Raw genomic sequence first — 22,735 nt, 5'->3', positions numbered from 1 at the left:
AAACGCTCAAAATCAAAAAACTCACCCAAAAAATCAAAAAAACTAGATTCCCTCCCGAGAATGGCGTGTATTATTTTAGTAAGTTTGTGAGAAACAGGTGAACGAGGAGAGACTTTTAACCAAAGGGAAAAAATGAAAATAGGAATAATAAGAGAAGAGAAAAATCCACCAGATAGTAGGGTAACATTAAGTCCGAGGCATTGTATAGCATTGATTGAGCAGGGCATTGACTTGGTGGTGCAGCCTTCGGCGGTGAGGTGTTTTCCTGATGCTGATTATTTACAAAACGGTGTACCGATGGCCGAAGACTTGAGCGACAGAGACATTTTGATTGGCGTAAAAGAGGTGCCTATTGACTCACTTTTGGCCGACAAAACCTATTTCTTTTTTTCGCATACTTACAAATCACAGGTATACAATCAAAAACTATTGCGAGCGATAGTAGACAAAAATATACGCCTGATAGACTATGAAGTATTGACAAACGAAAACAACGCCCGTGTGATCGCCTTTGGCAAATTTGCCGGAATGGTGGGTGCCCACAATGCCCTCTGGACCTACGGCAAGCGGACTGCCGAGTTTGAGTTGCCCCGCATGAAAGACCTCTTCGACTACCAAGCCGCCAAGGAGGTTTATGGCAAAACTAAGTTTCCGAACATCAAAATAGTGCTGACCGGCACGGGCCGCGTGGCCAAAGGTGCAGCCATGGTTTTAAACGACATGGGTTTTACCAAAGTACGCCCAATAGATTATGTAAAAAATGAATTTGACAAGCCCGTATATACCCAGCTAAACAGCTTTTTTTATGCCAAAAGAAAAGACGGCGAGGTGTTTGACGAAGTGCTTGATTTCTATAAAAACCCACAAGACTACGACTCCGATTTTGACCACTTTTTGCCGATGTCTGACATCATGATTAATGGCATTTACTGGACAAACACCGGTCCTGCGTTTTTTACGGCGGATCAGATGGCAAGTCCAAATTTCAAGATAAAGGTTATAGCTGATGTCACCTGCGACATAGCTCCTGTAAGTTCAATTCCCTCCACGCTGAGGGCGAGCACCATTGCAGAGCCGGTGTTTGGCTACGACCCAAAAACTAAGTCTGAAGTAGCGGCTTTTGGTACCGACACCATAGACATGATGACCGTAGACAACCTGCCGAACGAACTGCCGCGAGATGCCTCCGAGGCATTCGGCGATATGTTTATTGCACATGTTTTGCCCGAACTACAGAAAGAAAACAGCGAAATGTTAAACAAAGCCACAATAGCTCAAAACAAAACCTTAGGGCCAGACTTCGAATATTTGAGAGATTACTTGGAAGGAAAATGAATGAATTAATGACTACATAGTTTATTGATTATCAAATTTTAATAATGGAAAAATACTTACGTTTTACAGATGAAAAATCTGATAAATATTGGGAGATAGTTTGTAAAGAAACTAAAAGTACAGTTTTTTTTGGACGTATAGGCTCAGCAGGAAGAGTAGAAGAAAAAAGCTTTGCTACAAATGAAGAATGTATAAAAGAGGCAGAAAAACAAATAGCTTCAAAAATAAAGAAAGGATATAAAGAAACCTTGATTTCAAACAGGCCAATAAAGGACGCCGAAACTCATCTAAATATTTTAGAATTTGAAGAGAATTGGGATGTAAAAGCCAGCCCAATATCTAAAAAATTAATGAATGAGCCTTTTTATTGGAGTTGTATTGAAGAATCTAGCCCATTTGGAAGCGACGAAGGAGACGATACATTTTCATTTTTGAAAGAGTTTTACCAAGAAAACCCCGGAAAAAAAACTCTTGATTTTTTATTAAATATATTCAATGAAAGCACAGAAGTCTATCCACTAAAAGACCTAAATTGTATTGATGAAGTAGAACTCAAAGCTCTGAATATAGATTTATATTATGTAATTATTCAAGACAGTGCCATCTGGGCGGCAGCGTTTGGGCAACTGGTATTAAAAGGCAAGATTGATGAGGAATTAAAAAATATTGCAAAAAACGCATTGACTAGGCAAACACTAAATGTGATTTTAGACCAGCATGGAGACGAAGAAAGGCTAAAGCATATAGCAAAAATGCAGGAGGTCTTAAACCAGGTATGAATTCACTTTTTTTGTATAAATTAGTTTAATAATATTTCGTTACATTTTGATTATTTCTTCCAATTATCCGTAGTATGAAACGCTTTTTTTTGATAATTTCGGTACTTATATGTGTAAACTGTAAACCTTTACCTAAAAAGACAAAAATGAAAAACCAAACTGACCAAGCAGCATCAGATGACCAACAAACACCAAAAGTAACGGGCGTAGGTGGCATCTTCTTTTTTGCAGAAAACCCGAAAGAAATGAAAGATTGGTATGCCAAAATTCTCGGGTTTGAATTTAATGATTGGGGATCGTCTAGTTTTGAGTCGAGAGACATAAAAAAGCCTGAAGAAATAAATGCCTTGCAATGGACGCCTTTCAAAAAAAGTAGTGACTATTTTGAGCCTTCAAAAAAGGAGTTTATGATTAACTATCAGGTGCAAAACTTAGAAGGTTTGGTAGCAAAACTCAAAGCCAACGGCGTAAATGTTTTAGACAGCATCGCTACCTACGACTACGGCAAGTTTGTGCACATAATGGATGCCGAAGGCAACAAAATAGAGCTTTGGGAACCTATCAAAAATGAAATTAAAAAATAGCATTCTAAAACAAACTCAAAAAGAAATTGGCAGACGCTGAAATCAAAATATTTAGTCCAGCAAACCTCGCTGATTGGAGGGCGTGGTTAGCACAAAATCATGCTACAGAATCCGCAGTTTGGCTTGTCTTTTATTCTAAATCTTCCGGCAAAAAGGCGATCACTTGGAGCGAATCTGTCGATGTGGCTTTGTGCTTTGGGTGGATAGATAGCAAAAAAGTAAAAATCAATAGCGAAACTTCCCATCAGTTTTTTAGCAGAAGAAAACCAAAGAGTACCTGGTCAAAAATAAACAAACTGAAAGTTCAACAACTCATAGAAAAAGGCCTAATGGAGCCCGCGGGCCACGCATGCATAAAAATAGCCAAAGCCAATGGCTCTTGGACCATCTTTGACGAGGCAGAAGCACTCATAGTACCGGCTGACCTCCAAATGGAATTTGAAGCAAACGCTGATGTCCGAAATTTTTACTGGGCACTAAGTAAAACCGGCAAAAAGGGAATTCTGCATAAGCTGGCTTTAGCCAAACTACCCGAAACAAGACAAAAACGAATTAGCGAAGTAATAGCTGCAGCGAAGCAAAAAGCAAAGCCAAAAACCTGAAAATTTCTTCGTACGAATTTGGAGTTTTTTTTAATTCCAATTGTATGTTTTAAATGCTTAAAGCTTAGTGTTGAGATATGGTTTTAGTAATGCCTATTTTATCTAAAAATACCAACCACCTTTAATTTGCTTATTATAAAATTTTAATAACCGCCATATTTCGCTTTCCTCACAAATCCAAAACCACCTAAAAACTGATTAAGTGGATACATTCTTGTTTTTAGCCAAAAACTTACCAAAAACAAGGCAGAAATGCGAAATAGCCTTGATAATACTTTTTTTGCTTGTAAATTTAACTATATCATTTTTGAATATAACTATTCAAAAAAAGAACGTGGAAATTCGATGAATTATGGAAAATTTAACATTGACTTCCTTTAAAAAAACTTACTTTCACGCTTACAAAATATGTGCTCAGTTTAATAAGCCATATTATATAAAACCATTATAAAAGTTAAATACCCCTCTTCCTTTTTGAAAATTATTGAAAATTTTCTCATAAAAAAGGCATGAATTTTTAGTTGCTTTTTATAAGCAACTGTCACCTCGTTCCACACCCAATATAAGTTTACAATATAGCTAACATGAAAAACAATAATTGTTATGAAATTTAAAAGCCAGTACCACTTCAAGGGTGAAATTGCAAAAATCCAGCCCTATTTCAGTGATTTAAAGGTTTATGGGAAATTACACCCGCTTATTAGGACCGTTAAAGAACTCAAAACTCAAGACGCATCAGTTTCTTTATTTGAAGTAAGCGAACGGCCATTTGGTTGGGTTCCTATTCAAGTTAGGTACCAAGCATTGGTAAAAAAACACAAAAATTTGATTGGTTTTCAAATAAAAAAACTCCCCTTTACCAAGCTTAATTTCAACTATGAATTTATTGAAATTACCGAAAAAGAATTTGAAATAAAATTTAGGGTTTATATGAAAAGTAGGATGATTGGCAGTCGTTTGTTTTTCAAAAAAATGATTACTGCTCAAAATCAGCTAATGAATAATGTTTTGTTAGAAATTTACCAAAGCGAAAAGTAATTCCTTCATATTGAGTATGTTTTTAATTTTAAGGTGCTGTTTTTTTTCAGTATCACATACTTGCTATTGCCAAATTCTGCCGCTGTGGATGTATTTTTTACTTCTTTTCTTTTTATGTGTTTATTCTCTCAAAAAACGCTTTCAATAAAAAGCTTACATTACAAATTGGTCAATATAAACCAATTCATTAATATTGGTCAAAAAAAGCCTACTGTTCCCTGAACTGGTAGTTTACTGTCAATAATAAGCAGCAAAATCTATTTTTAGGTTTGGCGACCTAAAAGAAAATAAAGAAATAAAACTCACCGAATATATCCTGATAGGCACTTTGATTAGTTTCGGAGTGGCCATATCCATTTCAGAGATATATTTAAAAATATTGGCAGTAAGCTAGTCGAACCAAAGCTTTTAACTGCAAATGCATCATGATTTGCGATGAAAGTATAAGTATACTCCCCTACTAATTCTTATTTTTGGATAATATTTAATGCCTTAAATAAGAATATGAATCGTTTAAATTTTATTTTTTCCTCCGAAAAAAACATGCCTGCTATTTTCCTCAAAAAGTGTATCCTTCTACTTTTAATAAATCTATCAATCACAGGTGTGTTTGCACAAACCTATAATGTTTTAGACTACAACGCCAAGCCTGATGGCAAAACTATAAACACCATAGCAATACAAAATGCGATAGACGCCGCTCACAAAAGCGGAGGCGGAAAGGTAATTTTTCCGAAAGGCAGTTTTTTGACGGGCACGCTTATTTTGAAGTCAAATGTGGAACTCGACATTCAGAAAAACGCAACATTGCTAGGCAGCACCGACCCAAAAGATTACCCAAAGTTAGACTTGTCTGGCACAGAGGTTTCAAGCAAAACCGACGACAACTCCAAACTGGCCCTGATATGGGCTTACAAAGCGGAAAATATTAGCATTTGCGGTGAAGGAACCATAGACGGGCAAGGCAGAGCATTGGCTTTGACGATAGACAGCCTACACCACTCGGGCATAGTGATAGACCCAAACTATGGCAAGAGACCAAGCGAAACCGTCAGACCGAAAATCATAAATGTGCTGGAATGTGAAAACATAAAAGTGGAAAACTTGAGCATTTTAAACTCCTCAAGTTGGGTACAAACCTATGAACTGTCAGAAAACATTATTATCCGAAATCTAAGAATAAACAGCACCGCCTATTGGAATAACGACGGCATAAACATCACCGACAGCAAAAACGTTTTGATAGAAAAATGTGACATAAACGCGGCAGACGACGGCATCACGCTGAAGTCTTATTTTCCAGACAAATTTAGCGATAACGTAGTGATTCAAAACTGCCGAATAAGAAGCAGTGCCAGTGCCGTAAAATTTGGAACGGCGTCGTATGGCGGTTTTAAAAACGTAACGATAAAAAACATAGAAGTATACGACACCTACCGCTCGGCAGTGGCACTTGAGGCTGTAGACGGTGGCTTTATAGAAAACATCGAAGTTTCTAATATCAATGCCATAAACACTGGCAACGCCGTTTTTGTGCGACTTGGGCACCGAGCAGGCGAAAAACCTGGGTATGTAAAAAATGTAAACATAAAAAACGTGAAGGTGCAGGTACCTTTTGGCAGACCTGACCTCAACTATGACTTGCGTGGACCAGCACTTACCTATTTTCATAACATACACCCGATGGTGATAGCAGGCATACCCGGACACGACATGGAAAATATCAGCTTGGAAAACATAGAAATAACCTACCCAGGCAGAGCCTCAAAAGCCATGGCGTATGTGCCGCTCTGGAGACTAAGCACCATACCTGAGGATATCGCCGGTTATCCCGAATTTAGCAAGTTTGGCGAACTGCCCTCATACGGTTTTTATGTCAGACACATTAATGGAATCACTTTTAAAAACATAAAACTAAACCTCGAAGCAGAAGACTTTAGACCTGCTTTTGTATTTGACGATGTCAAAAATCTAAAAATAGAAAAAGTAAAATTGCCCAATGAAAAAAAAGAGCAAATAATACTGTATAAATCGACCAATGCCGAAATAGCAAACCCTGAACAAAAATTGGTAAAAGAGATAAAATAATCTTCTCTCTAGAACAGACTTTTAACCAAAAAGAAGATTAATTTTAAAAAGCTAAAATGTACGCAAACAAAATGCCAAAGCAGATTCATTTGAAATTCTATTTTATTGTATTAACTACCTTAGTTATTACTTTAAAAAACGCATTTAGTCAAAAAAGTGACCTTAAAGAAAATAAGCAAAATACTTTAGTGTTAATTGCTGAACATGTAGGTCCGGTGATTAACGAAATGCACAAAGATGTTTTGGCTACAAATAACAAATCGGGTTTTGAAACTGGGCAAGTCATAAAACTTGAAGGTGTTTACCACATGTTTGTCAATGAGATGTTTGACCGCCCACACCGTGACTTAAGAGTATCGTATTGGACGAGCACAGACGCTGTAAATTGGAACCGACAATCTACAATTGTGCAATCAATTCCAGGCAGAACGCATACCAACCCAAGATCAGAAGTTTGGGTAACTGCTGTGATTTTTAATGAAGAAGAAAACGCATGGAATATATTCTATGTAGCCTATAGAGGCGGCGACGCTACAAAGGGCGAAATTGCAGGTGCTGACTATGCAGGTAGAATTTGGCGAGCAAAATCTGTGGTACACGGCTTGGATGGCATAGCGGGACCATACGCAGATATGGCGATAGTATTGCAACCCGACCAAAACTCACAAGCGTGGGAGGGCCAGCAAGCCGTGGCAAGTTTTAACCCCTACAAAGCTGGGGACAAATGGTACTCTTTCTATGATGGACATACACATTTACCTATCGGACCATGGCCAACGGGCTTGGCAGTTGCTGATAATTTAAATGGGCCATGGACACGTATGCCGGAGCCATTTAATCCACTCAAAATCGTGGATATATTTATGGAAAACCCGGTAACTAGTAGACTTAAAGATGGTCGTTACCTTATAGTTTTTGATTCATTTGGCGACCAAGAAATAGGTTACAGCACCTCCACAGATGGCGTAAACTGGAAAAAAGAAATCCGAGTAAAAATTCAAACCGACCAAAACAAATGGAGCGACGACGGCGACCACGCTATGCGAACGCCTCTGTGTGCCATTGAAGAAGCTGACGGTACTTTTACAGTAATTTATACCGCAAAATATACAAGACCAACCGGTCTACCTTTCTTTGGTATTGGCAAATGCACGCTTGGTTGGAAATAGATTTTTTTACAGCAATTACATTTTTGAGAAAATCAAGAATTGCTTTTTCCTAAACAAAAAAGACCGAAACAGTAAGTGCTTCGGCCTTCAATATATATTTTCTAAAAAAAAGTTTTAAGCCTATTTTTCCTTTATTAAAACCTCAGACATGGCTTCTAATTTGCCGTCAATAGGTTCGGTAATTTTCAATCCTAAAATCTCTGCAATCAAAGGATACACGTGGATGTTTTCTGTGGCTGCCAACTTAAAACCTTTCTTTATTCTAGGTCCTTCTATATAAAAAATAGTGCTCATTTTTCTCTCTTCAAAAGGGTCGTATCCGTGCGTACCGCCTGGCTTTTTTGGGTACATTTCTTTTTCTGTATAAATGATTTCATCTGGAGCATCAGCTACCAAAACTAGGTCGCCAATTCTGTCGCCGTGGTTGTAATTAAGGTAATTTGGCACTGCCTCTTTTTTATAAACTTTAAATCTATTTTGTTTACTCAAAGCCTGAAAAAACGTTTCTTTCTCAAGTTCGTTTTTGGTATAAATCATAGCCACAGGACCGCTATAAAACTGGCCTTTCTCTAAGGTTATGTAATCGTGCACATTTATATTTTGATTAACCTCCACCATACCGTGATCGGCCGTAACAATCAGTGTAATTGGTAGTCCAGAAGCTTTTATGGCAGCTCTTAGTTCACCGATTTGTTTATCTATTTTTAAAACTGCTTCTTTATTTTCTTCTGATTCAGGTCCAAACGCATGTCCTTTATCGTCTACGTCTGAGTAATACATGGTGATCATATGGGGTCGAATTTTCTCTGGTAACTCCAACCATTGCTTCACACGCTGCACACGGTACTCGATAGGGCTTACCTTCAAATACGGATAATAATATCTTGGATGTAAACCATTGATATTAGCCTCAGAACCCACCCAAAAATAAGATGCTGCCACTAAGCCTTGCTGTTGAGCTAAATTCCAAATTGGAGTTCCACCGTACCAAGACCCATTTTCTACAGATTCTCTTTTGCCAATGCTGTAGGTATCGTTAATGGTTTTGTCATAAAACGAATTGGAAACTATACCGTGATTTTGAGGATAAAGCCCCGTTACCAATGTGTAGTGATTGGGGAATGTTTTTGACGGAAAAGAAGGAATCAGTCTGCTAGCCGAGCTGCCTTCTTTGGCGATATCTAAAATATTTTCTGCTCCAAATTTCTCGGCATAGTCATACCTAAAACCGTCAATAGAAACGATAATCACGTACGGCTTTTTGAGGCCTTCTTTTGAGTTTTCTAAAGAGTTAGAGAGAATTTCATTTTTGAGAATTTCATCATAAGTGGGCACTTGGGCAACTGCCTCCACGAAAAAGAATGCCAAAACAATGGCGAATAAGTGTTTCATTTGTTGATTTTTGTAATAAGTAGTGCAAAAATAAGGGTAATCTGCTTGAAAATAGCCCTAGCAATATTATTTTTTGGAATCAAATATTTTTCAATTCTTAAAATATTTTTTTTTGATCCAAAGAAAACGACACTTTCTTACTTTTTACATAAAAAAAGTCTAGTCTTGTGAAAGCAAAAAGCCAATACAAGACTAGACCAAATTCTAAAATATTTTATAATTATTTCAGTTCTAAATCAGCACTCAAAACCTCTTTGGAGTTTGTACCAACAAAAACCTTAAAGGCACCTTTCTGCAAAAGGTCGTCGCCGTTTTCGTCATAAAAACCTAATTTAACAGCTGGCAACTCAAAATTAACAACCGCAGTTTCACCTGCTTTTATCATGATTCTTTTAAAATCTTTCAGTTCTTTCACAGGTCTGATGGGCTGAGCCACAAGATCTCTAATATACAGCTGCACGATTTCTATGCCATCTATTTTGCTCGTATTCGTAACTTTTACCTCTACCGTTACCGTTTCGTTTTTATTAATCTCTGTTTTAGATAGTTTCAAGTCGCTATATACAAACGTTGAGTAGCTCAAACCATAACCAAAAGGAAACAATGGTTCATTGGGAATATCCCTGTATCTCGACACCCAAAAATGGTCGGGACCTTCTTGCCCATCAGAATGCGGCCTGCCCGAGTTGTAGTGGTTATAATAAACTGGCACCTGACCCAAACTAGCAGGAAACGACATAACGGTTTTTGCAGAAGGGTTTACGTCGCCGGCCAATATATCTGCAACCCCGTTACCATGCTGCGAACCTCCAATCCAAGTGTATAATATGGTACCATACTCTTTCACCACATCGGTCAAAATCAAAGGCCTGCCTGCCTGAACCAATACCACCATTGGAGTTTTAGTAGCTTTTGCGGCTGCTAACATTTCCATTTGCCCTGCAGGTGGGTTTAGGTTTCCTAAGGCACGAGCCTCGCCGGCTAAGTCGCCGTACAAACCTATAGTTGCGATTATCACATCTGCTTTCTTAGCTAAGCTTTTTATTTCTTTTTCTGAACCTTTTATAAACTCACCATCGCGAGTACACGTTTTCACAAAACTTACTTTTGCATTTGGATATTTGGCTTTAATTCCTTCCAAAATCGTGACCGTATTTTTATGGTCTCCTTGGCCTTTCCAAAAATCTAAGACGTCGTCTTGACTTTCAGACAAATGCCCCAAAACCAAAATATTTTTTAACTCTTTTTTAAGAGGTAATATTTCATTTTTCAAAAGCACCATTGAACTCGAAGCCGCGTCCCTTGCCACTTTTATATGCTCTGGGGCTAACAACGTTCTTTTTTCTCTTTCGGCATCATGATATTTATAGGGATCGTCAAACAAACCCAATTTAAACTTCATTCTCAATATTCTTTCTACGGCCTCATCGAGCCTTGCAAGTGGCACATCGCCTTCATTTACGGTATTTACCAAAGTTTTATTAAACACCTGAGACTCCATGTCCATGTCTGACCCCGCCATTATGGCTTGTTTGGCTGCTTCAGTTTCGTTTGCCGAGTATCCATGAGCAATCATTTCTCCAAAAGACGCCCAGTCTGATACCACAAAACCGTCAAAGCCCCATTTTTTCTTTAAAACGTCATTTACCAAATAGCCATTTCCGCTTGCTGGTACTCCGTCTAAAATATTAAAACTATTCATTACAGTAGCTGCACCTGCCTTTACCGCAGCCTTATAAGAAGGCATATAGTAGTTCCAAAGTGCGTAGCGACTTAAATCCACTGTGTTATATTCTTTGCCCGCCTCTACAGCACCATAAGCAGCAAAGTGCTTCACACACGCCATTACGTGCTCATTGTCTGACAAATCTCCCTGAAAACCAGTAACTCTAGCCTCCGCAAATCGGGCTTGTAGATAAGGATCTTCTCCTGAGCCCTCCATTACCCTACCCCACCTTGGCTCTCTCGACACATCCATCATTGGTGCGAAAGTCCAATGCAGGCCCGCCGAAGACGCCTCTTTAGCGGCTATAGCCGCGGTGTTTTGTGCACCTGCAAGATCCCACGAGCAAGCTTCGGCTAAAGGAATAGGGAAAACGGTTTTATAGCCATGAATAACATCAAAAGCAAACAAAAGCGGAATACCCAATCGTGTATTATTTATCGCCTCTTTTTGAACCGCAAGCGTTTGTTCGGTACCTACCACGTTGAGAAAAGAACCTACTTTACCCTGTCTAAGCAAATTCATTTTTCCTGCCGCTCCTGGGTCGTTTGCCACTGTTGGGCCTGTAAGTACTCCCCCATTTACTTGATTAAGCTGACCTACCTTTTCTTCTACAGTCATTCGCGAAAGCAAATCTTTTACCCGCAGATTAACGCTTAGATTTTTATCTTTATATGCAGGAATTTGAGCCAGACAGCTAACGCTTATCAAAAGGCCAAATGTGAATATCAATGTTTTTTTCATATATGTTTTTTTGGTTAAGAATAAATCAAAATTAAACAATATAAATGGATAAAAAAACCTCGAAGCTAGTTGTGAAAACCCTTTTGAGTGGGTTCAATTTTAGTAATAATTCTTTTCAAAAAGACTCTAAATTGCTTTTTAAAAAAAGAAACAGAATGGAGCAAGCGAAATATTAACTAGAAGGTATACATTTTTTCAAACCTTGAATTAATTACGAAAACTTGGTTAAAGACCTTCTAAATGAGCTTTAATGATTTAGATTAAAAAAGAAACTAACCGAACTTTTGGGATAGCGTAACAGAAGTCAGCATCAATAAAATATAAGTTAAAACACGAGGCAATTTATTTTTAAAACGAAGAAAGTAATAACCATCTTACAAAATGGATAGAATCTAATTATCAGACCTTTAGCAATTTATTAGTATGCTTTTTAGCTTTTTTTATATTCGATAAAAAGGACTTATTTGCCTCAGAACAGCTAAATAATTTTATTATCTATCGCAAAATGCAAGGCTTCGGCAAAACTTTTAACCTCAAAAGCTTCAAATATTTTTCTTCGGTAATACTTTATTGTATCAGGCGAAACACAAATCAAGTCCGCTATTTCGGTAATGGTGAGTCCTTGAGCATAAAGTCTTAAAATTTCAAGTTCTCGCTCCTTTAATGTTGGCTTATCTACTTGAATCCAAGTTTTTGTGATCATATCAAGTTTCCACCAAAGGCCAGATCCCTGTTTATTTATGGTTACATTTCCAGCAGTTTTACTGTGAGAAAGTGAAACGACGCAAAGTGACTTCCAAAGCATCCCTTTCTCATTCAAAAAAATTGGCGTCAACTTTTGATTTACCAAGACAGGCTTCTCGTATTTTCCTTTCAAATGAAAATCATAAGAGATACTGTAAAGTTTTCGATCTTCGTTATTGGGGAGTTTGTCAAAAAAATCAAACCCTGCCATATTAATTTCACCTAACAGCTCCAAGTCTGCTTTTGGTAAGGTTTTAAGATAAAAATCATACCCCATTTCTAAGACCTCATCTGAGGTATAGCCCGACAGAAAAAGTGGATTATTAGAAACGTATTCAAAAACCATTTTTTCGTAGTCAATAACATACAAACTTCTATAGGTTATTTGAGCAAAAGACTTGACCACATCAAGATAAAAACCATATTGTCTTTTGTCATTATCAGTAATTTCATTTACTCTATTTCTGCTCAAAAGGCTCTGTATTGTCTCTTCCATTTACCAAAAATACTACACTTTAGTGTAAAAAGGAATTAAAAAAATAATTTGAATTTTGTAAAACATGTCCAAAATAGTCGATTTGACATTAATGCACAATATTTATAAATGTTTTAAAATCATTAATGCCATTTTTTTGAACCAAAAAGTAAATAAAATGTAAATAAGTAACCCAAAAAGTATATTCAAAAGAAATAAAACTTAATGAAATTATTTATTTGTAATGAAAATTCGACTACGCCTTTCACGCTTTTATTTCACATTTCAACTTAAAATTAAATCACACTAAAAAACAGGACTAGATTACACACAAAAAATAATAATTGTTGACCATTTTGAAAGTATTATAGCCAAGAATAAATTTAAATTCACAACCTTTTTCTAATCGCTTCGATATGTGCTTCGGTGCATATCGAAGTCCGGTTTAATTTCACAGTCAATTTCCCTCCTAGCTTTTGAAAATTAGCTGATTTTTCCTAAAAAGCAGTAGACTACATGTCATTGGCACTCATTTTATATTTTAACTTTAGGCAATTCCTAATTCTTAAAAAGAATAAAATATGAAAAACTACTTTTTGTCTGCCCTCGTTATGCTTTTACCATATGCTATATTTGCTCAAAAAACATATAATGTAAAGGATTTTGGAGCCAAGGGTGACGGAATTAACAACGACCAAAAGGCGATTCAAAAAGCGATAGATGCCTGTAAAAAAACAGGTGGAACTGTGATTCTTAAAGATGGAAATTTTATAAGCGGCCAACTTTTGCTTTGTAGCAACCTTACGCTACAAATTGAGTCAACAGCCACGCTTCTGGGGATAAAATCAAACGAAGAAGTAGACTATCCACACCATTTGATAGAAACAAAATTCCCAAACCGCATGCTGCAAGACTGTCAGAGAAGGCTTTTGTACGGAAACCATATCCAAAATGTACGCATAACAGGTGGCGGAACCATTAATGGACAAGGCGACTACGAACCTTGGATGCACGTAAAGGAACTGGGCACCGAGAAAGACCGCCCTTCTATTTTGGCTTTTGTGGGCTGTGAAAACATTAGCGTTTCAAATATTACAATGCTGAATCCTGCATGCTGGACGCAGGTATATATTGAGTCGAACAACATTAAAATTCAAAATATAAATGTTCACACCGGGCAACTGACCCCTAACCGTGATGGCATAGACATTGTAGATTGTCACGATGTATTGATAGAAAACGCCCAAATTAAATCCGAAGACGACGGCATCTGTTTTAAATCTGGAAGCGAATACGGATGTAATAACATAGTGGTAAAAAACTGCACAATAGACAAATTAAATGTAAATGCCGGCAACTGCTTTAAACTTGGAACCGACGGTTTAGGTAGCTTTACGAATTTCGAGGTTTCTGATTTAGTTTTAAAAAATGCTTTCCAAAACTCTGCCATAGTTATAGAGTCTATGGACGGTGCAGTTATTGATAATCTAAACTTTAAAAACTGCAATATTACCAACTGCGGACAGGCCATTTTTATAATTTTAGCTGACAGAAAAAGAACCGTACCCGGTCGTAAAGCACGAATTGGCAGTATTTCAAATGTTAGTTTTGAACATATAAATGGGAGCAATTTTACTCAAAATTACCCAAGCATTATCACCGGAATAAAAGGCCATAATATTCAAAATGTGAGTTTTAAAAACTTGAACTTCCAAATGAAAGGCGGCATTAAAACTTCTGAAAAAAAAGTGATGGAATATGATGGCACTTACCCAGAAGGAAGCAAATTTGGAAATACTGGAACTCACGGATTTTATGTAAGACACGCTGATAACATCACTTTTACAAACTGTAAAGTCACTGTAAATGAAGCTGATGCGAGACCTTGGATAGTTTCAGAAAACGTTGACAATGTGATTATTAAAAACTAGCCTCCCCCAATTTATTAGGCTACACTTCAAGTAATTTTCTTGTATCTACTTTTCTCAAATTAGATTTTTTTCTTTAATTTTCAGAAAATAAATCGATACATGGCAAATACATACACCCAACTTTATACCCATATTATTTTTGCAGTTAAAGGTCGTTCAAGTTTAATTTCCCCTATTTGGGAGGCTGAACTTTACAAATATATTACGGGCACTATCTCAAATAAAAACCAAAAAATGATGATTATTAACGGCATGCCCGACCATGTACATATCTTGGTTGGTCTGAAGCCTGATTGTAATTTATCTGACTTAATAAGGGATGTTAAAGTGGCTTCTACAAAATGGATACATGAAAATAAACATGTGGTAGGAAAGTTTGAGTGGCAAACAGGATTTGGTGCGTTTTCTGTAAGTCAGTCAGGAATAGATGCGGTCATAAAATACATATTAAATCAAAAAGAGCACCACAATAAAAAGACCTTTAAAGAAGAATACACAGAATTTTTAAAAGCCTATCAAATTGACTTTAAACCCGAATACATTTTCAAAGATATTGAAGACAAGGATTAAGTTTCTCTTTTATTGATATTTAGCCCCGATGTGATAAAATTCAACTCGCTCCAAAGGAGAGATATATTATTCGTACATCATTAGCTAAACCAAAGCAACTATGTCACGCTCCGCTGGAGCGTTTTGCTTTCCATTGACTTTTCTTTCTATTAATATATTGCCCCGATGGGGCAAGAATACACCTCGCTCCAGAGGAGCGATATATCAATAGAAAATACCAAATACATGATATGTCAATTGCTCCAGAGGAGCAATACATTAATAAACAAGCTCTTTTTTCGGAGATGTGATATTCTATTCGTAAAATGCTTTGTCACGCTCCGCTGGAGCGTTTTGCTTTCCATTGCCTTTTCTTTCTATTAATATGTTGCCCTAATAGGGCAAAAAAAACACTTCGCTCCAGAGGAGCGATATATTAATAGAAAATACACAAGATATGATATGCCAATTGCTCCAGAGGAGCAATACATTAATAAATAAGCTCTTTAATCGGAGGTGCGATATAATATTCGTAAAATGATTTGTCACGCTCCGCTGGAGCGTTTTGCTTTCCATTGCCTTTTCTTGCTATTAATATATTGCCCCGATGTGGCAAAAATACACCTCGCTCCAGAGGAGCGATATATTGTTAGAAAATACCCAAGATATGATATGCCAATTTGCTCCAGAGGAGCAATATATTAATAGAAAAACACCATAAAAATGATTGGACATTTGCTCCAGAGGAGCAATACATTAATTGATTTTCTCTAATTTCGGAAATGTTATTTGCTATTCATAACCAACTTCGTCACGCTCCGCTGGAGCGTTTTGCTTTACATGGTCTTTTTTTTCTATTGATATATTGCCCCGATGTGGCAAGAATTCGCTTCGCTCCAGAGGAGCGATATATTAATAGAAAATACCCAAGATATCATATGCCAATTTGCTCCAGAGGAGCAATATATTAATAAAAAAACACCACAAACATGATAGGAAATTTGCTCCAGAGGAGCAATACATAAATTGATTTCCTCTAATTTCGGAGGTGCTATTTGCTATTCATAAGCAATAGTGTCACGCTCCGCTGGAGCGTTTTGCTTTCCTTTAACTTTTCTTTCTATTGATATATTGCCCCGATGGGGCAAGTATATCAAAGGCTCTAGAGGAACGATATATTATTGAAAAAATACATTCTCAAACCTTGACTACTTTTTTTCCAATTAGCCCCAATTAAATTATAAAAGAATAGCGTACATTTATACCTTATTTATTCCCTTATTTTTAAGATGAAAAACATATTTCGATTATTTGTGATCGTTTCATTTGCAAGCTGTTTGGTTTACAGCTGTAAACCTACCGAAATTGACCTTACTAGTGCCGATACTTTCAGTGTAATACAATCCGAAATACTAAATAAAAGTTGTGCAACTTCAGGTTGCCACCAATCAGAAAAAGATCCGAGTTTTATTCAGCACGGACTGATTTTAACGTCAGATGTAGCCTATGAAAACCTAGTAAACAAATCTCCTGAAAACATCACAGCCCAAGAACATCATCTCAAAAGAGTGATTCCTTATGACTTTGAAAACAGTCTTTTATACCAAAAACTATTATTTGAAAGTAGCCACGAAAGCGAACTGAATTTTGGAAGTATTATGCCTCTTGGAAACGACATGCTTTTTAAAGGCCAAGTAGAATTTATAAGAAAATGGATAGAAGCCGGAGCACCCAAAACCGGTATAGTGGCCGACGTAGCATTACTTGATGACCGCACCCCTTCATTGGCCACCTTTGAGCCATTAAGCCCGCCAGCTGTGGGGCAGGGATTTCAAATGAAACTTGACCCATTTGAAATTTTTCCTTATTTCGAAAGAGAGATTTTTGTTAGAAAACCACTTCAAAACTCCGAGACCGTTTATGTGAATAAATTTCAGATAAAAATGCATCCTGGAAGCCACCATTTTATACTTTATGGTTTCCGAAATACCGCAACATTACCTATTGCAAACGCAGTTAGAGATTTACGTAATAAAGACAACTCTTTAAATATCAGTACATTTACCGAAATGTCGAACCACATTTTTTATTTTGGTGGTAGTGAGAGTAATTTTACTTTTAATTTTCCTGCTGGAACTGCTGTTGAACTTCCCGCTAATATGCAATTTGACATGAACTCGCACTATTTCAACAAAGGAGCTAAACCTTACAATGGCGAAGTGAACATTAACCTGCATACAGTTCCAAAGTCTGAAGTAAAAAATCCATTGAAGGTGCTTGACCTAGGAAATACTACTTTTGAGTTACCACCAAACAAAACTACCGTTGCCACTAAGTCATTTACTTTTAATAGCAATGTCAAAATAGTTACGCTATTTTCACATACACACAAATTGGGTCAAAAATTCGAAATCCTGATTAAAGGGGGCTCACGTGATGGGGAAATAATCTACACAAGTAAAAACTGGGAACACCCCACCAAAACCGACTATGCTACTCCTATTTCGCTCAAAAAAGGCGAAGGTTTAACCTCACGAATAACGTATAACAACACCAGCGACAAAGTAGTCCGTTTTGGCTTTACTAGCGAAGACGAAATGGGAATTATTTTTGGTTACTATTTTGAAGAATAAGTAAATAATTCAAATCAAAATCACACTAATTTACTTTAAGTACACTTACACCATTTATTTTTTTAATGAAAGCATTTCTCACGATTGGGCTCTTATTTTTAAGCAATTCTTTTATGGTAATGGCTTGGTATGGGCACCTTAAATTTTCGGAATGGAGTTGGTTTAATAAGCTCGGATTGGTAGCTATCGTATTTGTCAGTTGGGGCATTGCCTTATTTGAATATATGTTTCAAGTACCTGCAAATAGAATCGGGTTTAACCAAAACGGTGGCCCTTTTACCCTCATCCAACTAAAAGTTATTCAGGAAGTTATCACTTTAATAGTCTTCGCGATATTTACATTATTTGTTTTCAAAACTGAAAGCTTCAGGCTTAATCACCTCATTTCGTTCGCATTTCTTATTTTAGCTGTTTATTTTATGTTTAAGAAATAAATTCAACTTCCATTTTAAATGTATTCATTTAAGACATTCTTTCAAAAACTAAAATACCAACTTCAATCACAGTACCTAATCAATTTTGAAACAATTTCCTTTTAATAGATTTGATATCATAAGCCAACCAAGCTTTGAATCAATCTTATAAAAAGCAAGCGAAATGCTATCTCTCCCTCATTTTTTATGCTAATATTTTTCTGAATTTAACATTTTAAAAAGTTGGAAATAATGTTTTCATCCAAAACCATCTTACTCTATTTTTTAAACTCAATCTATCTAAACATCCTAAATTGACTATTTTTTAATAAACTATCTTTAAAATATTTCTTACCTAAAACAAATGTCTTATATTTGTAGACAAATGTCTGAAATATGGTAACTGAAGATCTAAAAAAACAAACGAGCGATTTTAACGAGGTAAACAAGGCCATTCGAGTTTATGTGCAGAAAATCGACAAAAAAACTCATTTTAACATTAAAAGTGAAAAAATAACGTATACCACTTTTTTTGAAAACAAAATGTTGATTATCCATGCCATTAGACAAGGGCTTCCCTATGATTTATTTACCAAAATAAAAGAACTAACCCCGTTTACAGAAGATGACTGGGCAGACTATTTGAATCTTTCTAAAAAGACTTTACAACGCCATAGCAATGAAACCGACTATTATTTTAAACCGATTCATACCGAAAAGATAATAGAACTAGCCGAGGTAACTAACTATGGCAAAGAGGTTTTTGACTCTAAGGAGCAATTCTATCTTTGGTTAAATACGCCATCATTTGCAATGGGCGACCTAAAGCCAGCCGAGTTATTGAAAGACTCATATGGCAAAGAAATGGTGATGGCCGAGCTGAATAGAATTGAACACGGAATATTCGTATAATGAAGGTATTTAGGCTATCTAAAAGAAAATACGCCAGTGAGCTCAATGGAAAAGGTGCTGCCAAATTTGGCAATAGATGGAACTCCAAGGGAACGGAGATTATCTATACCGCCGAAAGTCGGGCTTTGGCCATGGCAGAAATTGTCGTGCATTTGCCCTTAGGAAATTTACCTAGCGACTATGTAATGATAGAAATCGAGATACCAGAAGAAGTTAAAATTTCAAAACTTAGCCCAAATGACCTTTCAACCGACTGGAACTCTCACCCACCCATACAAGAAACTCAAAAAATAGGAGATGCTTTTATAGACAATATGGAGTTTTGTGTGTTAAAAGTACCTTCGGCGGTGGTAAAAGGAGATTACAATTACTTAATTAATCCCTATCACAGAGACCTGAAGAAAATCAACATTTTAAGTATAGAAGAGTTTCCATTTGATAAAAGAATATTTAAAGCATAAGGCCCTTTTTAGAAATCTTAAAGCTCCTATTTTACTACTAAAACATCTGTTCCCAATAGTTTATCGTCTAAGTTTGTGTACCATGCTCTTTTGGCTGGAATTCTCATTCCTTTCATGTCAATAAAATCTGAAAGCAGAATATATTCGCCGTCGTTTTTGGCTTCATTATGAAAAAACTGATAGATTTCCATATCTAAGGTTTTAGGGTCAAAGTAGAAATACCATGTGTCTTTACCTACGCTTTTATCATACGTTACCTTAACTACATTGTAGGTTTTCCCTTTAAATTCTTTAGTACTTAAAATCGGGTCTATTTGAGTGCCTTTGTCTTTTAGTTTCATGGGCAAACCGTATAAATACGTATAATAATTACGCATAAAAAGTGCCCTCTCTTTGGTAAGCTTTTGGGCATCTAATTCTGTTTCATCAGAAACAACAACTTTATCCATCAAAAACGTAACCTGCTCCCCTACCACTGAACTTGTAATTTTCTTGCCTTCTTTTATGTTCGAAAGAATAAAAATACCCTTCGAATTATCCATGTAAATATCTGTGACTCTGTCCGACTTATTTGGCGTAGACATAGTAACCACTATATCACCTTTAAATTTCTCCCATTTCGCTTTCGGGTCATGATGTTTTATTACTTTATTGAGAAAATCATTTGCAGAAAGCGTCTGGCCGTTTGAAACTTTTAGATTAAAGACCAAACCTAAAACTAAGAGAATTTTATACTTCATGTTTTATTATTTTTCTCAATTTACGATTTGCGTTCACATAAAAAAATAGATTTCTCCTTTTAGAATAAAAACTAAAAACAAACTGAAACTAGAAAAGCAAATCTAGAAAAAACTCAACACTCTGTAATGCAGCACCTTACGGACATTGATCACCTTTAACTTCTTTTGATTTTTCAGCAAAGGTTTTCTTTTCTGCGGCGAGTGTTTGCCCCAAAACCTTTAGTTCATAACCACCTTCTACCACCATTTTTACATACCCTTTTTTACAGACAGGCCCCCACTGCAAACTGCTCCCACTAGTAAAACCTGTATGAATATATGCAACCTCTTGCCCGGCAATATTTAGGCCTATTCTAGGAAAAGCAACGCCAAACTGTACATCCACCGGCGTTCCTATAAATGCCGCGGAATCAAATTTGCCGTCAGTAAACTTATCGTTCCCTATACTTCCTGAAGTACTGACCGAACTGCCTTTGTACTCAAAACCGCCATCGGCCGAAAGACTGACTGAGCTACTCGCTTGTGCAGACGAATTTACGTCGGGCATGGTCATTTGGGTAACAAACTGAATGCCGATATCGATAGAAACAGGAATAGGAAGCGGCACCAATCCTGCAGGTGTAGGGATAAAACTAATCGGAATTTTAAGTGCCACTCCCGGCAATTTTAAAGAATGAGAACCGCTTTTTGAACCGGCCGCCGATAAGCTCAATTTTACGTTTGCCGTTATACCTTTATTGTCTGATTTAAACTTGGTGAGTTTACCTTCTTCAATATTAATCTGCGTGTTTTGCGTTGGAAGTTTTACCGTTCCTTCTACTGTAAATGCCGCTGTGGCAGAGCCTCCGACCTTTTTTGCCATTTTAAAAGTAAACTTGCAGGCATTTATTTTTCCGTTATCCAGCATTGGCTCTATTGATATCAAGTGATCTACGTTGCCTTCGCTGTAGGTAAATTCTATGGGGCCGCCTCTACGCAAGTTTGCAAATGGTATCTCTTTGTTTCCGTCAATAACGATAGACGAAACCTGATCCCAGTCGGGCGAAACCTCCCAACTAATTTCCCCATTTTTTATTACATCTGTAAGTATTGCATCTTCGGTTTTTATTTTATAATTCCCACCTGTGCTCTCTACCGAAACAACTTTACGCATATATTTACCAGGCACTAAAATGGTTTGGCCTTTGCTTGGTTTTGACTTAAAAGCCGAAGTCTTCATTACATAAACTTGACTTACCGAATCTATAGAAACTACAGGATTAGAAACCGAATTATCTAAAACCACGGCTCCGCTTTGGAATTCTATATTTAAGGCATTATCTGTGGGACCTAAATCTGAGTTTTTCTTACAACTAAAGGTAGAAACCAGACTAAAGGTGAAGAGGAGAATTAAAGTGAGGCGTGTATTTTTCATAGTTTCATTTTTTCTAAAAAAATCATTCTAAAGCCTATATTTAAAGACAGAAATGAATAGAAATGACCTTTTTTTATAACAAAACTATAGGTTTAATAAAAATCAAACTGCCTAATTTAGTTTATGACGAGTCTGAATGTGTGAATAACGGTTTTCATTTATTTAATAGAAATTAATCCAAAAAAAAAGTACTAATCAGGATAAACCCGACTAGCACTTCTTACTTATATATGGGGAAACGAAATCCTTACTTATTATTCTCTTTTTTGTCAAGAATAGCACCTGCTGCCAAACCAACACCTCCACCTACTGCGGTACCTATCAAGGCTCCTTTAACAGGCTTTTTGCCTACTACTGCACCCGTGATGGCTCCAGAAGCCGCACCTATTACAACACCTTTTTTCTTATTAGACCATTTCTTTTTTGCAGGAGCAGCGGGAGTCGTATTGGCTGTAGCCACTGCATTTTCAGAGCCTGAAGCAGACCCGCTGCTCAATTGACCCGACTCTTGGGCAGCCACGGTACTCAAAGAATCTGCAATTCTGATTTCAGCGATGGCGTTTAGTGAGTCTGCCGTTCTTTTAGATAATTCTAACGTTTCTAATCTTTCTTGATTTGACTCTGAACTTGTCTTTGCACAATTCATTAAACCAAAAGTAAATAAAGCGATAATCATTAAATGTTTCATGAGAGTATTTTTTAAAGTGATTTAAAATATTGTTTATTTCCGAACCTCATTTGGTTCTTGGCATAAAAGTATAGCAAGTATATCGAAACAAAAAATGGCTTTAAGGTCATTTTAATTTCATAATATACTCATTATCAATATATTTAACATTCAATTTTCTTAACATCAATGCTTTACATAGGCTTTTTTTAGTAGAAAAAGGCGGATTAAATTTACCTTAAAACGGAAAATTTAAGGTGGATTTAATAGCTTTTAAGGAATTTCTACAAAAATCACACAAATTCAAAGTTGCGAATCAGGCAGGATTGCACATAAAAAAAA

At 36.6% G+C, this 22,735-nt stretch carries 19 protein-coding genes; 13 read left to right on the top strand and 6 right to left on the bottom strand.

The window, feature by feature from the left end:
• The first annotated feature begins 132 nt into the window (after positions 1-132).
• The 7 genes from ACFOOI_RS01245 to ACFOOI_RS01215 all read left to right on the top strand — a co-directional run bounded on the left by ACFOOI_RS01245 (position 133) and on the right by ACFOOI_RS01215 (position 7,595).
• A complete protein-coding gene (locus ACFOOI_RS01245) occupies positions 133-1,335 on the top strand; it encodes an NAD(P)-dependent oxidoreductase (protein ID WP_379834082.1) in 1,203 nt (400 codons plus the stop codon).
• 44 nt (positions 1,336-1,379) lie between these two features.
• A complete protein-coding gene (locus ACFOOI_RS01240; protein ID WP_379834080.1) occupies positions 1,380-2,114 on the top strand; it encodes a WGR domain-containing protein in 735 nt (244 codons plus the stop codon).
• Between the two features lie 146 nt (positions 2,115-2,260).
• Positions 2,261-2,698, top strand: a complete 438-nt coding sequence (locus ACFOOI_RS01235; RefSeq protein WP_379834078.1) for a VOC family protein — start codon at positions 2,261-2,263, stop codon at positions 2,696-2,698.
• A 26-nt stretch (positions 2,699-2,724) separates the two neighbouring features.
• The gene (locus ACFOOI_RS01230) at positions 2,725-3,300 is read left to right on the top strand and encodes a YdeI/OmpD-associated family protein (RefSeq protein ID WP_379834076.1); all 576 of its coding nucleotides are present in this window, start codon (positions 2,725-2,727) and stop codon (positions 3,298-3,300) included.
• A 603-nt stretch (positions 3,301-3,903) separates the two neighbouring features.
• Positions 3,904-4,338 (top strand): hypothetical protein, encoded by a 435-nt coding sequence (locus ACFOOI_RS01225; RefSeq protein ID WP_379834074.1) that lies wholly within the window; start codon positions 3,904-3,906, stop codon positions 4,336-4,338.
• A 543-nt stretch (positions 4,339-4,881) separates the two neighbouring features.
• The gene (locus ACFOOI_RS01220; protein ID WP_379834072.1) at positions 4,882-6,426 is read left to right on the top strand and encodes a glycoside hydrolase family 28 protein; all 1,545 of its coding nucleotides are present in this window, start codon (positions 4,882-4,884) and stop codon (positions 6,424-6,426) included.
• Positions 6,427-6,482: 56 nt separating this feature from the next.
• Positions 6,483-7,595, top strand: coding sequence for a hypothetical protein (locus ACFOOI_RS01215; RefSeq protein WP_379834070.1), 1,113 nt, complete (start codon positions 6,483-6,485; stop codon positions 7,593-7,595).
• A 120-nt stretch (positions 7,596-7,715) separates the two neighbouring features.
• On the opposite strand, the gene ACFOOI_RS01210 is transcribed toward ACFOOI_RS01215, so the two are convergent.
• The 3 genes from ACFOOI_RS01210 to ACFOOI_RS01200 all read right to left on the bottom strand — a co-directional run bounded on the left by ACFOOI_RS01210 (position 7,716) and on the right by ACFOOI_RS01200 (position 12,694).
• Positions 7,716-8,987, bottom strand: a complete 1,272-nt coding sequence (locus ACFOOI_RS01210) for an alkaline phosphatase family protein (protein WP_379834068.1) — start codon at positions 8,985-8,987, stop codon at positions 7,716-7,718.
• Between the two features lie 220 nt (positions 8,988-9,207).
• The gene (gene bglX, locus ACFOOI_RS01205) at positions 9,208-11,454 is read right to left on the bottom strand and encodes a beta-glucosidase BglX (RefSeq protein ID WP_379834066.1); all 2,247 of its coding nucleotides are present in this window, start codon (positions 11,452-11,454) and stop codon (positions 9,208-9,210) included.
• A 478-nt stretch (positions 11,455-11,932) separates the two neighbouring features.
• On the bottom strand, positions 11,933-12,694 hold the full coding sequence (locus ACFOOI_RS01200) for a response regulator transcription factor (protein ID WP_379834064.1): 762 nt from the start codon (positions 12,692-12,694) through the stop codon (positions 11,933-11,935).
• 560 nt (positions 12,695-13,254) lie between these two features.
• Between ACFOOI_RS01200 and ACFOOI_RS01195 the strand changes: the two genes are divergently transcribed.
• From ACFOOI_RS01195 to ACFOOI_RS01170, 6 genes are all read left to right on the top strand, one after another.
• The gene (locus ACFOOI_RS01195; protein ID WP_379834062.1) at positions 13,255-14,604 is read left to right on the top strand and encodes a glycoside hydrolase family 28 protein; all 1,350 of its coding nucleotides are present in this window, start codon (positions 13,255-13,257) and stop codon (positions 14,602-14,604) included.
• A gap of 99 nt (positions 14,605-14,703) precedes the next feature.
• Complete coding sequence (gene tnpA / locus ACFOOI_RS01190) at positions 14,704-15,174, top strand: IS200/IS605 family transposase (protein WP_379834060.1); 471 nt, start codon at positions 14,704-14,706, stop codon at positions 15,172-15,174.
• Between the two features lie 1,268 nt (positions 15,175-16,442).
• Positions 16,443-17,786, top strand: coding sequence for a monooxygenase (locus ACFOOI_RS01185; protein WP_379834058.1), 1,344 nt, complete (start codon positions 16,443-16,445; stop codon positions 17,784-17,786).
• 65 nt (positions 17,787-17,851) lie between these two features.
• Positions 17,852-18,220: a DMT family protein gene (locus tag ACFOOI_RS01180; RefSeq protein ID WP_379834056.1), complete on the top strand. Its 369-nt coding sequence runs from the start codon at positions 17,852-17,854 to the stop codon at positions 18,218-18,220.
• A gap of 375 nt (positions 18,221-18,595) precedes the next feature.
• Complete coding sequence (parS, locus tag ACFOOI_RS01175) at positions 18,596-19,111, top strand: type II RES/Xre toxin-antitoxin system antitoxin (RefSeq protein ID WP_379834054.1); 516 nt, start codon at positions 18,596-18,598, stop codon at positions 19,109-19,111.
• Positions 19,111-19,572 carry an RES family NAD+ phosphorylase gene (locus ACFOOI_RS01170; protein WP_379834052.1) on the top strand — a complete coding sequence of 154 codons (462 nt, stop codon included), beginning with the start codon at positions 19,111-19,113 and terminating at the stop codon, positions 19,570-19,572. Before parS ends, ACFOOI_RS01170 begins: the two co-directional genes overlap by 1 nt.
• Positions 19,573-19,598: 26 nt before the next feature.
• On the opposite strand, the gene ACFOOI_RS01165 is transcribed toward ACFOOI_RS01170, so the two are convergent.
• The 3 genes from ACFOOI_RS01165 to ACFOOI_RS01155 form a co-directional block, all read right to left on the bottom strand.
• Positions 19,599-20,312, bottom strand: coding sequence for a DUF6503 family protein (locus ACFOOI_RS01165; RefSeq protein ID WP_379834050.1), 714 nt, complete (start codon positions 20,310-20,312; stop codon positions 19,599-19,601).
• Between the two features lie 136 nt (positions 20,313-20,448).
• A complete protein-coding gene (locus ACFOOI_RS01160; RefSeq protein WP_379834048.1) occupies positions 20,449-21,726 on the bottom strand; it encodes a hypothetical protein in 1,278 nt (425 codons plus the stop codon).
• A gap of 247 nt (positions 21,727-21,973) precedes the next feature.
• Entirely contained in the window at positions 21,974-22,414 is a 441-nt protein-coding gene (locus ACFOOI_RS01155) for a YMGG-like glycine zipper-containing protein (RefSeq protein ID WP_379834046.1), read from the bottom strand.
• Between the last annotated feature and the right edge of the window lie 321 nt (positions 22,415-22,735).

Source organism: Lacihabitans lacunae, assembly GCF_042649125.1.
GTDB lineage: Bacteria > Bacteroidota > Bacteroidia > Cytophagales > Spirosomataceae > Leadbetterella > Leadbetterella lacunae.
The sequence above is the reverse complement of the archived record's forward strand: the minus strand, read 5'-3'. Positions and strand labels throughout refer to the sequence as shown.

Excerpts from the sequence above, each read along its gene's own strand:
- ACFOOI_RS01245 (WP_379834082.1), top strand. The coding sequence starts at position 133 with ATGAAAATAGGAATAATAAGAGAAGAGAAAAATCCACCAGATAGTAGG.
- ACFOOI_RS01240 (WP_379834080.1), top strand. The coding sequence starts at position 1,380 with ATGGAAAAATACTTACGTTTTACAGATGAAAAATCTGATAAATATTGG.
- ACFOOI_RS01235 (WP_379834078.1), top strand. The coding sequence starts at position 2,261 with ATGAAAAACCAAACTGACCAAGCAGCATCAGATGACCAACAAACACCA.
- ACFOOI_RS01225 (WP_379834074.1), top strand. The coding sequence starts at position 3,904 with ATGAAATTTAAAAGCCAGTACCACTTCAAGGGTGAAATTGCAAAAATC.
- ACFOOI_RS01220 (WP_379834072.1), top strand. The coding sequence starts at position 4,882 with ATGCCTGCTATTTTCCTCAAAAAGTGTATCCTTCTACTTTTAATAAAT.
- ACFOOI_RS01215 (WP_379834070.1), top strand. The coding sequence starts at position 6,483 with ATGTACGCAAACAAAATGCCAAAGCAGATTCATTTGAAATTCTATTTT.
- ACFOOI_RS01210 (WP_379834068.1), bottom strand. The coding sequence starts at position 8,987 with ATGAAACACTTATTCGCCATTGTTTTGGCATTCTTTTTCGTGGAGGCA.
- bglX (WP_379834066.1), bottom strand. The coding sequence starts at position 11,454 with ATGAAAAAAACATTGATATTCACATTTGGCCTTTTGATAAGCGTTAGC.
- ACFOOI_RS01200 (WP_379834064.1), bottom strand. The coding sequence starts at position 12,694 with ATGGAAGAGACAATACAGAGCCTTTTGAGCAGAAATAGAGTAAATGAA.
- ACFOOI_RS01195 (WP_379834062.1), top strand. The coding sequence starts at position 13,255 with ATGAAAAACTACTTTTTGTCTGCCCTCGTTATGCTTTTACCATATGCT.
- tnpA (WP_379834060.1), top strand. The coding sequence starts at position 14,704 with ATGGCAAATACATACACCCAACTTTATACCCATATTATTTTTGCAGTT.
- ACFOOI_RS01185 (WP_379834058.1), top strand. The coding sequence starts at position 16,443 with ATGAAAAACATATTTCGATTATTTGTGATCGTTTCATTTGCAAGCTGT.
- ACFOOI_RS01180 (WP_379834056.1), top strand. The coding sequence starts at position 17,852 with ATGAAAGCATTTCTCACGATTGGGCTCTTATTTTTAAGCAATTCTTTT.
- parS (WP_379834054.1), top strand. The coding sequence starts at position 18,596 with ATGGTAACTGAAGATCTAAAAAAACAAACGAGCGATTTTAACGAGGTA.
- ACFOOI_RS01170 (WP_379834052.1), top strand. The coding sequence starts at position 19,111 with ATGAAGGTATTTAGGCTATCTAAAAGAAAATACGCCAGTGAGCTCAAT.
- ACFOOI_RS01165 (WP_379834050.1), bottom strand. The coding sequence starts at position 20,312 with ATGAAGTATAAAATTCTCTTAGTTTTAGGTTTGGTCTTTAATCTAAAA.
- ACFOOI_RS01160 (WP_379834048.1), bottom strand. The coding sequence starts at position 21,726 with ATGAAAAATACACGCCTCACTTTAATTCTCCTCTTCACCTTTAGTCTG.
- ACFOOI_RS01155 (WP_379834046.1), bottom strand. The coding sequence starts at position 22,414 with ATGAAACATTTAATGATTATCGCTTTATTTACTTTTGGTTTAATGAAT.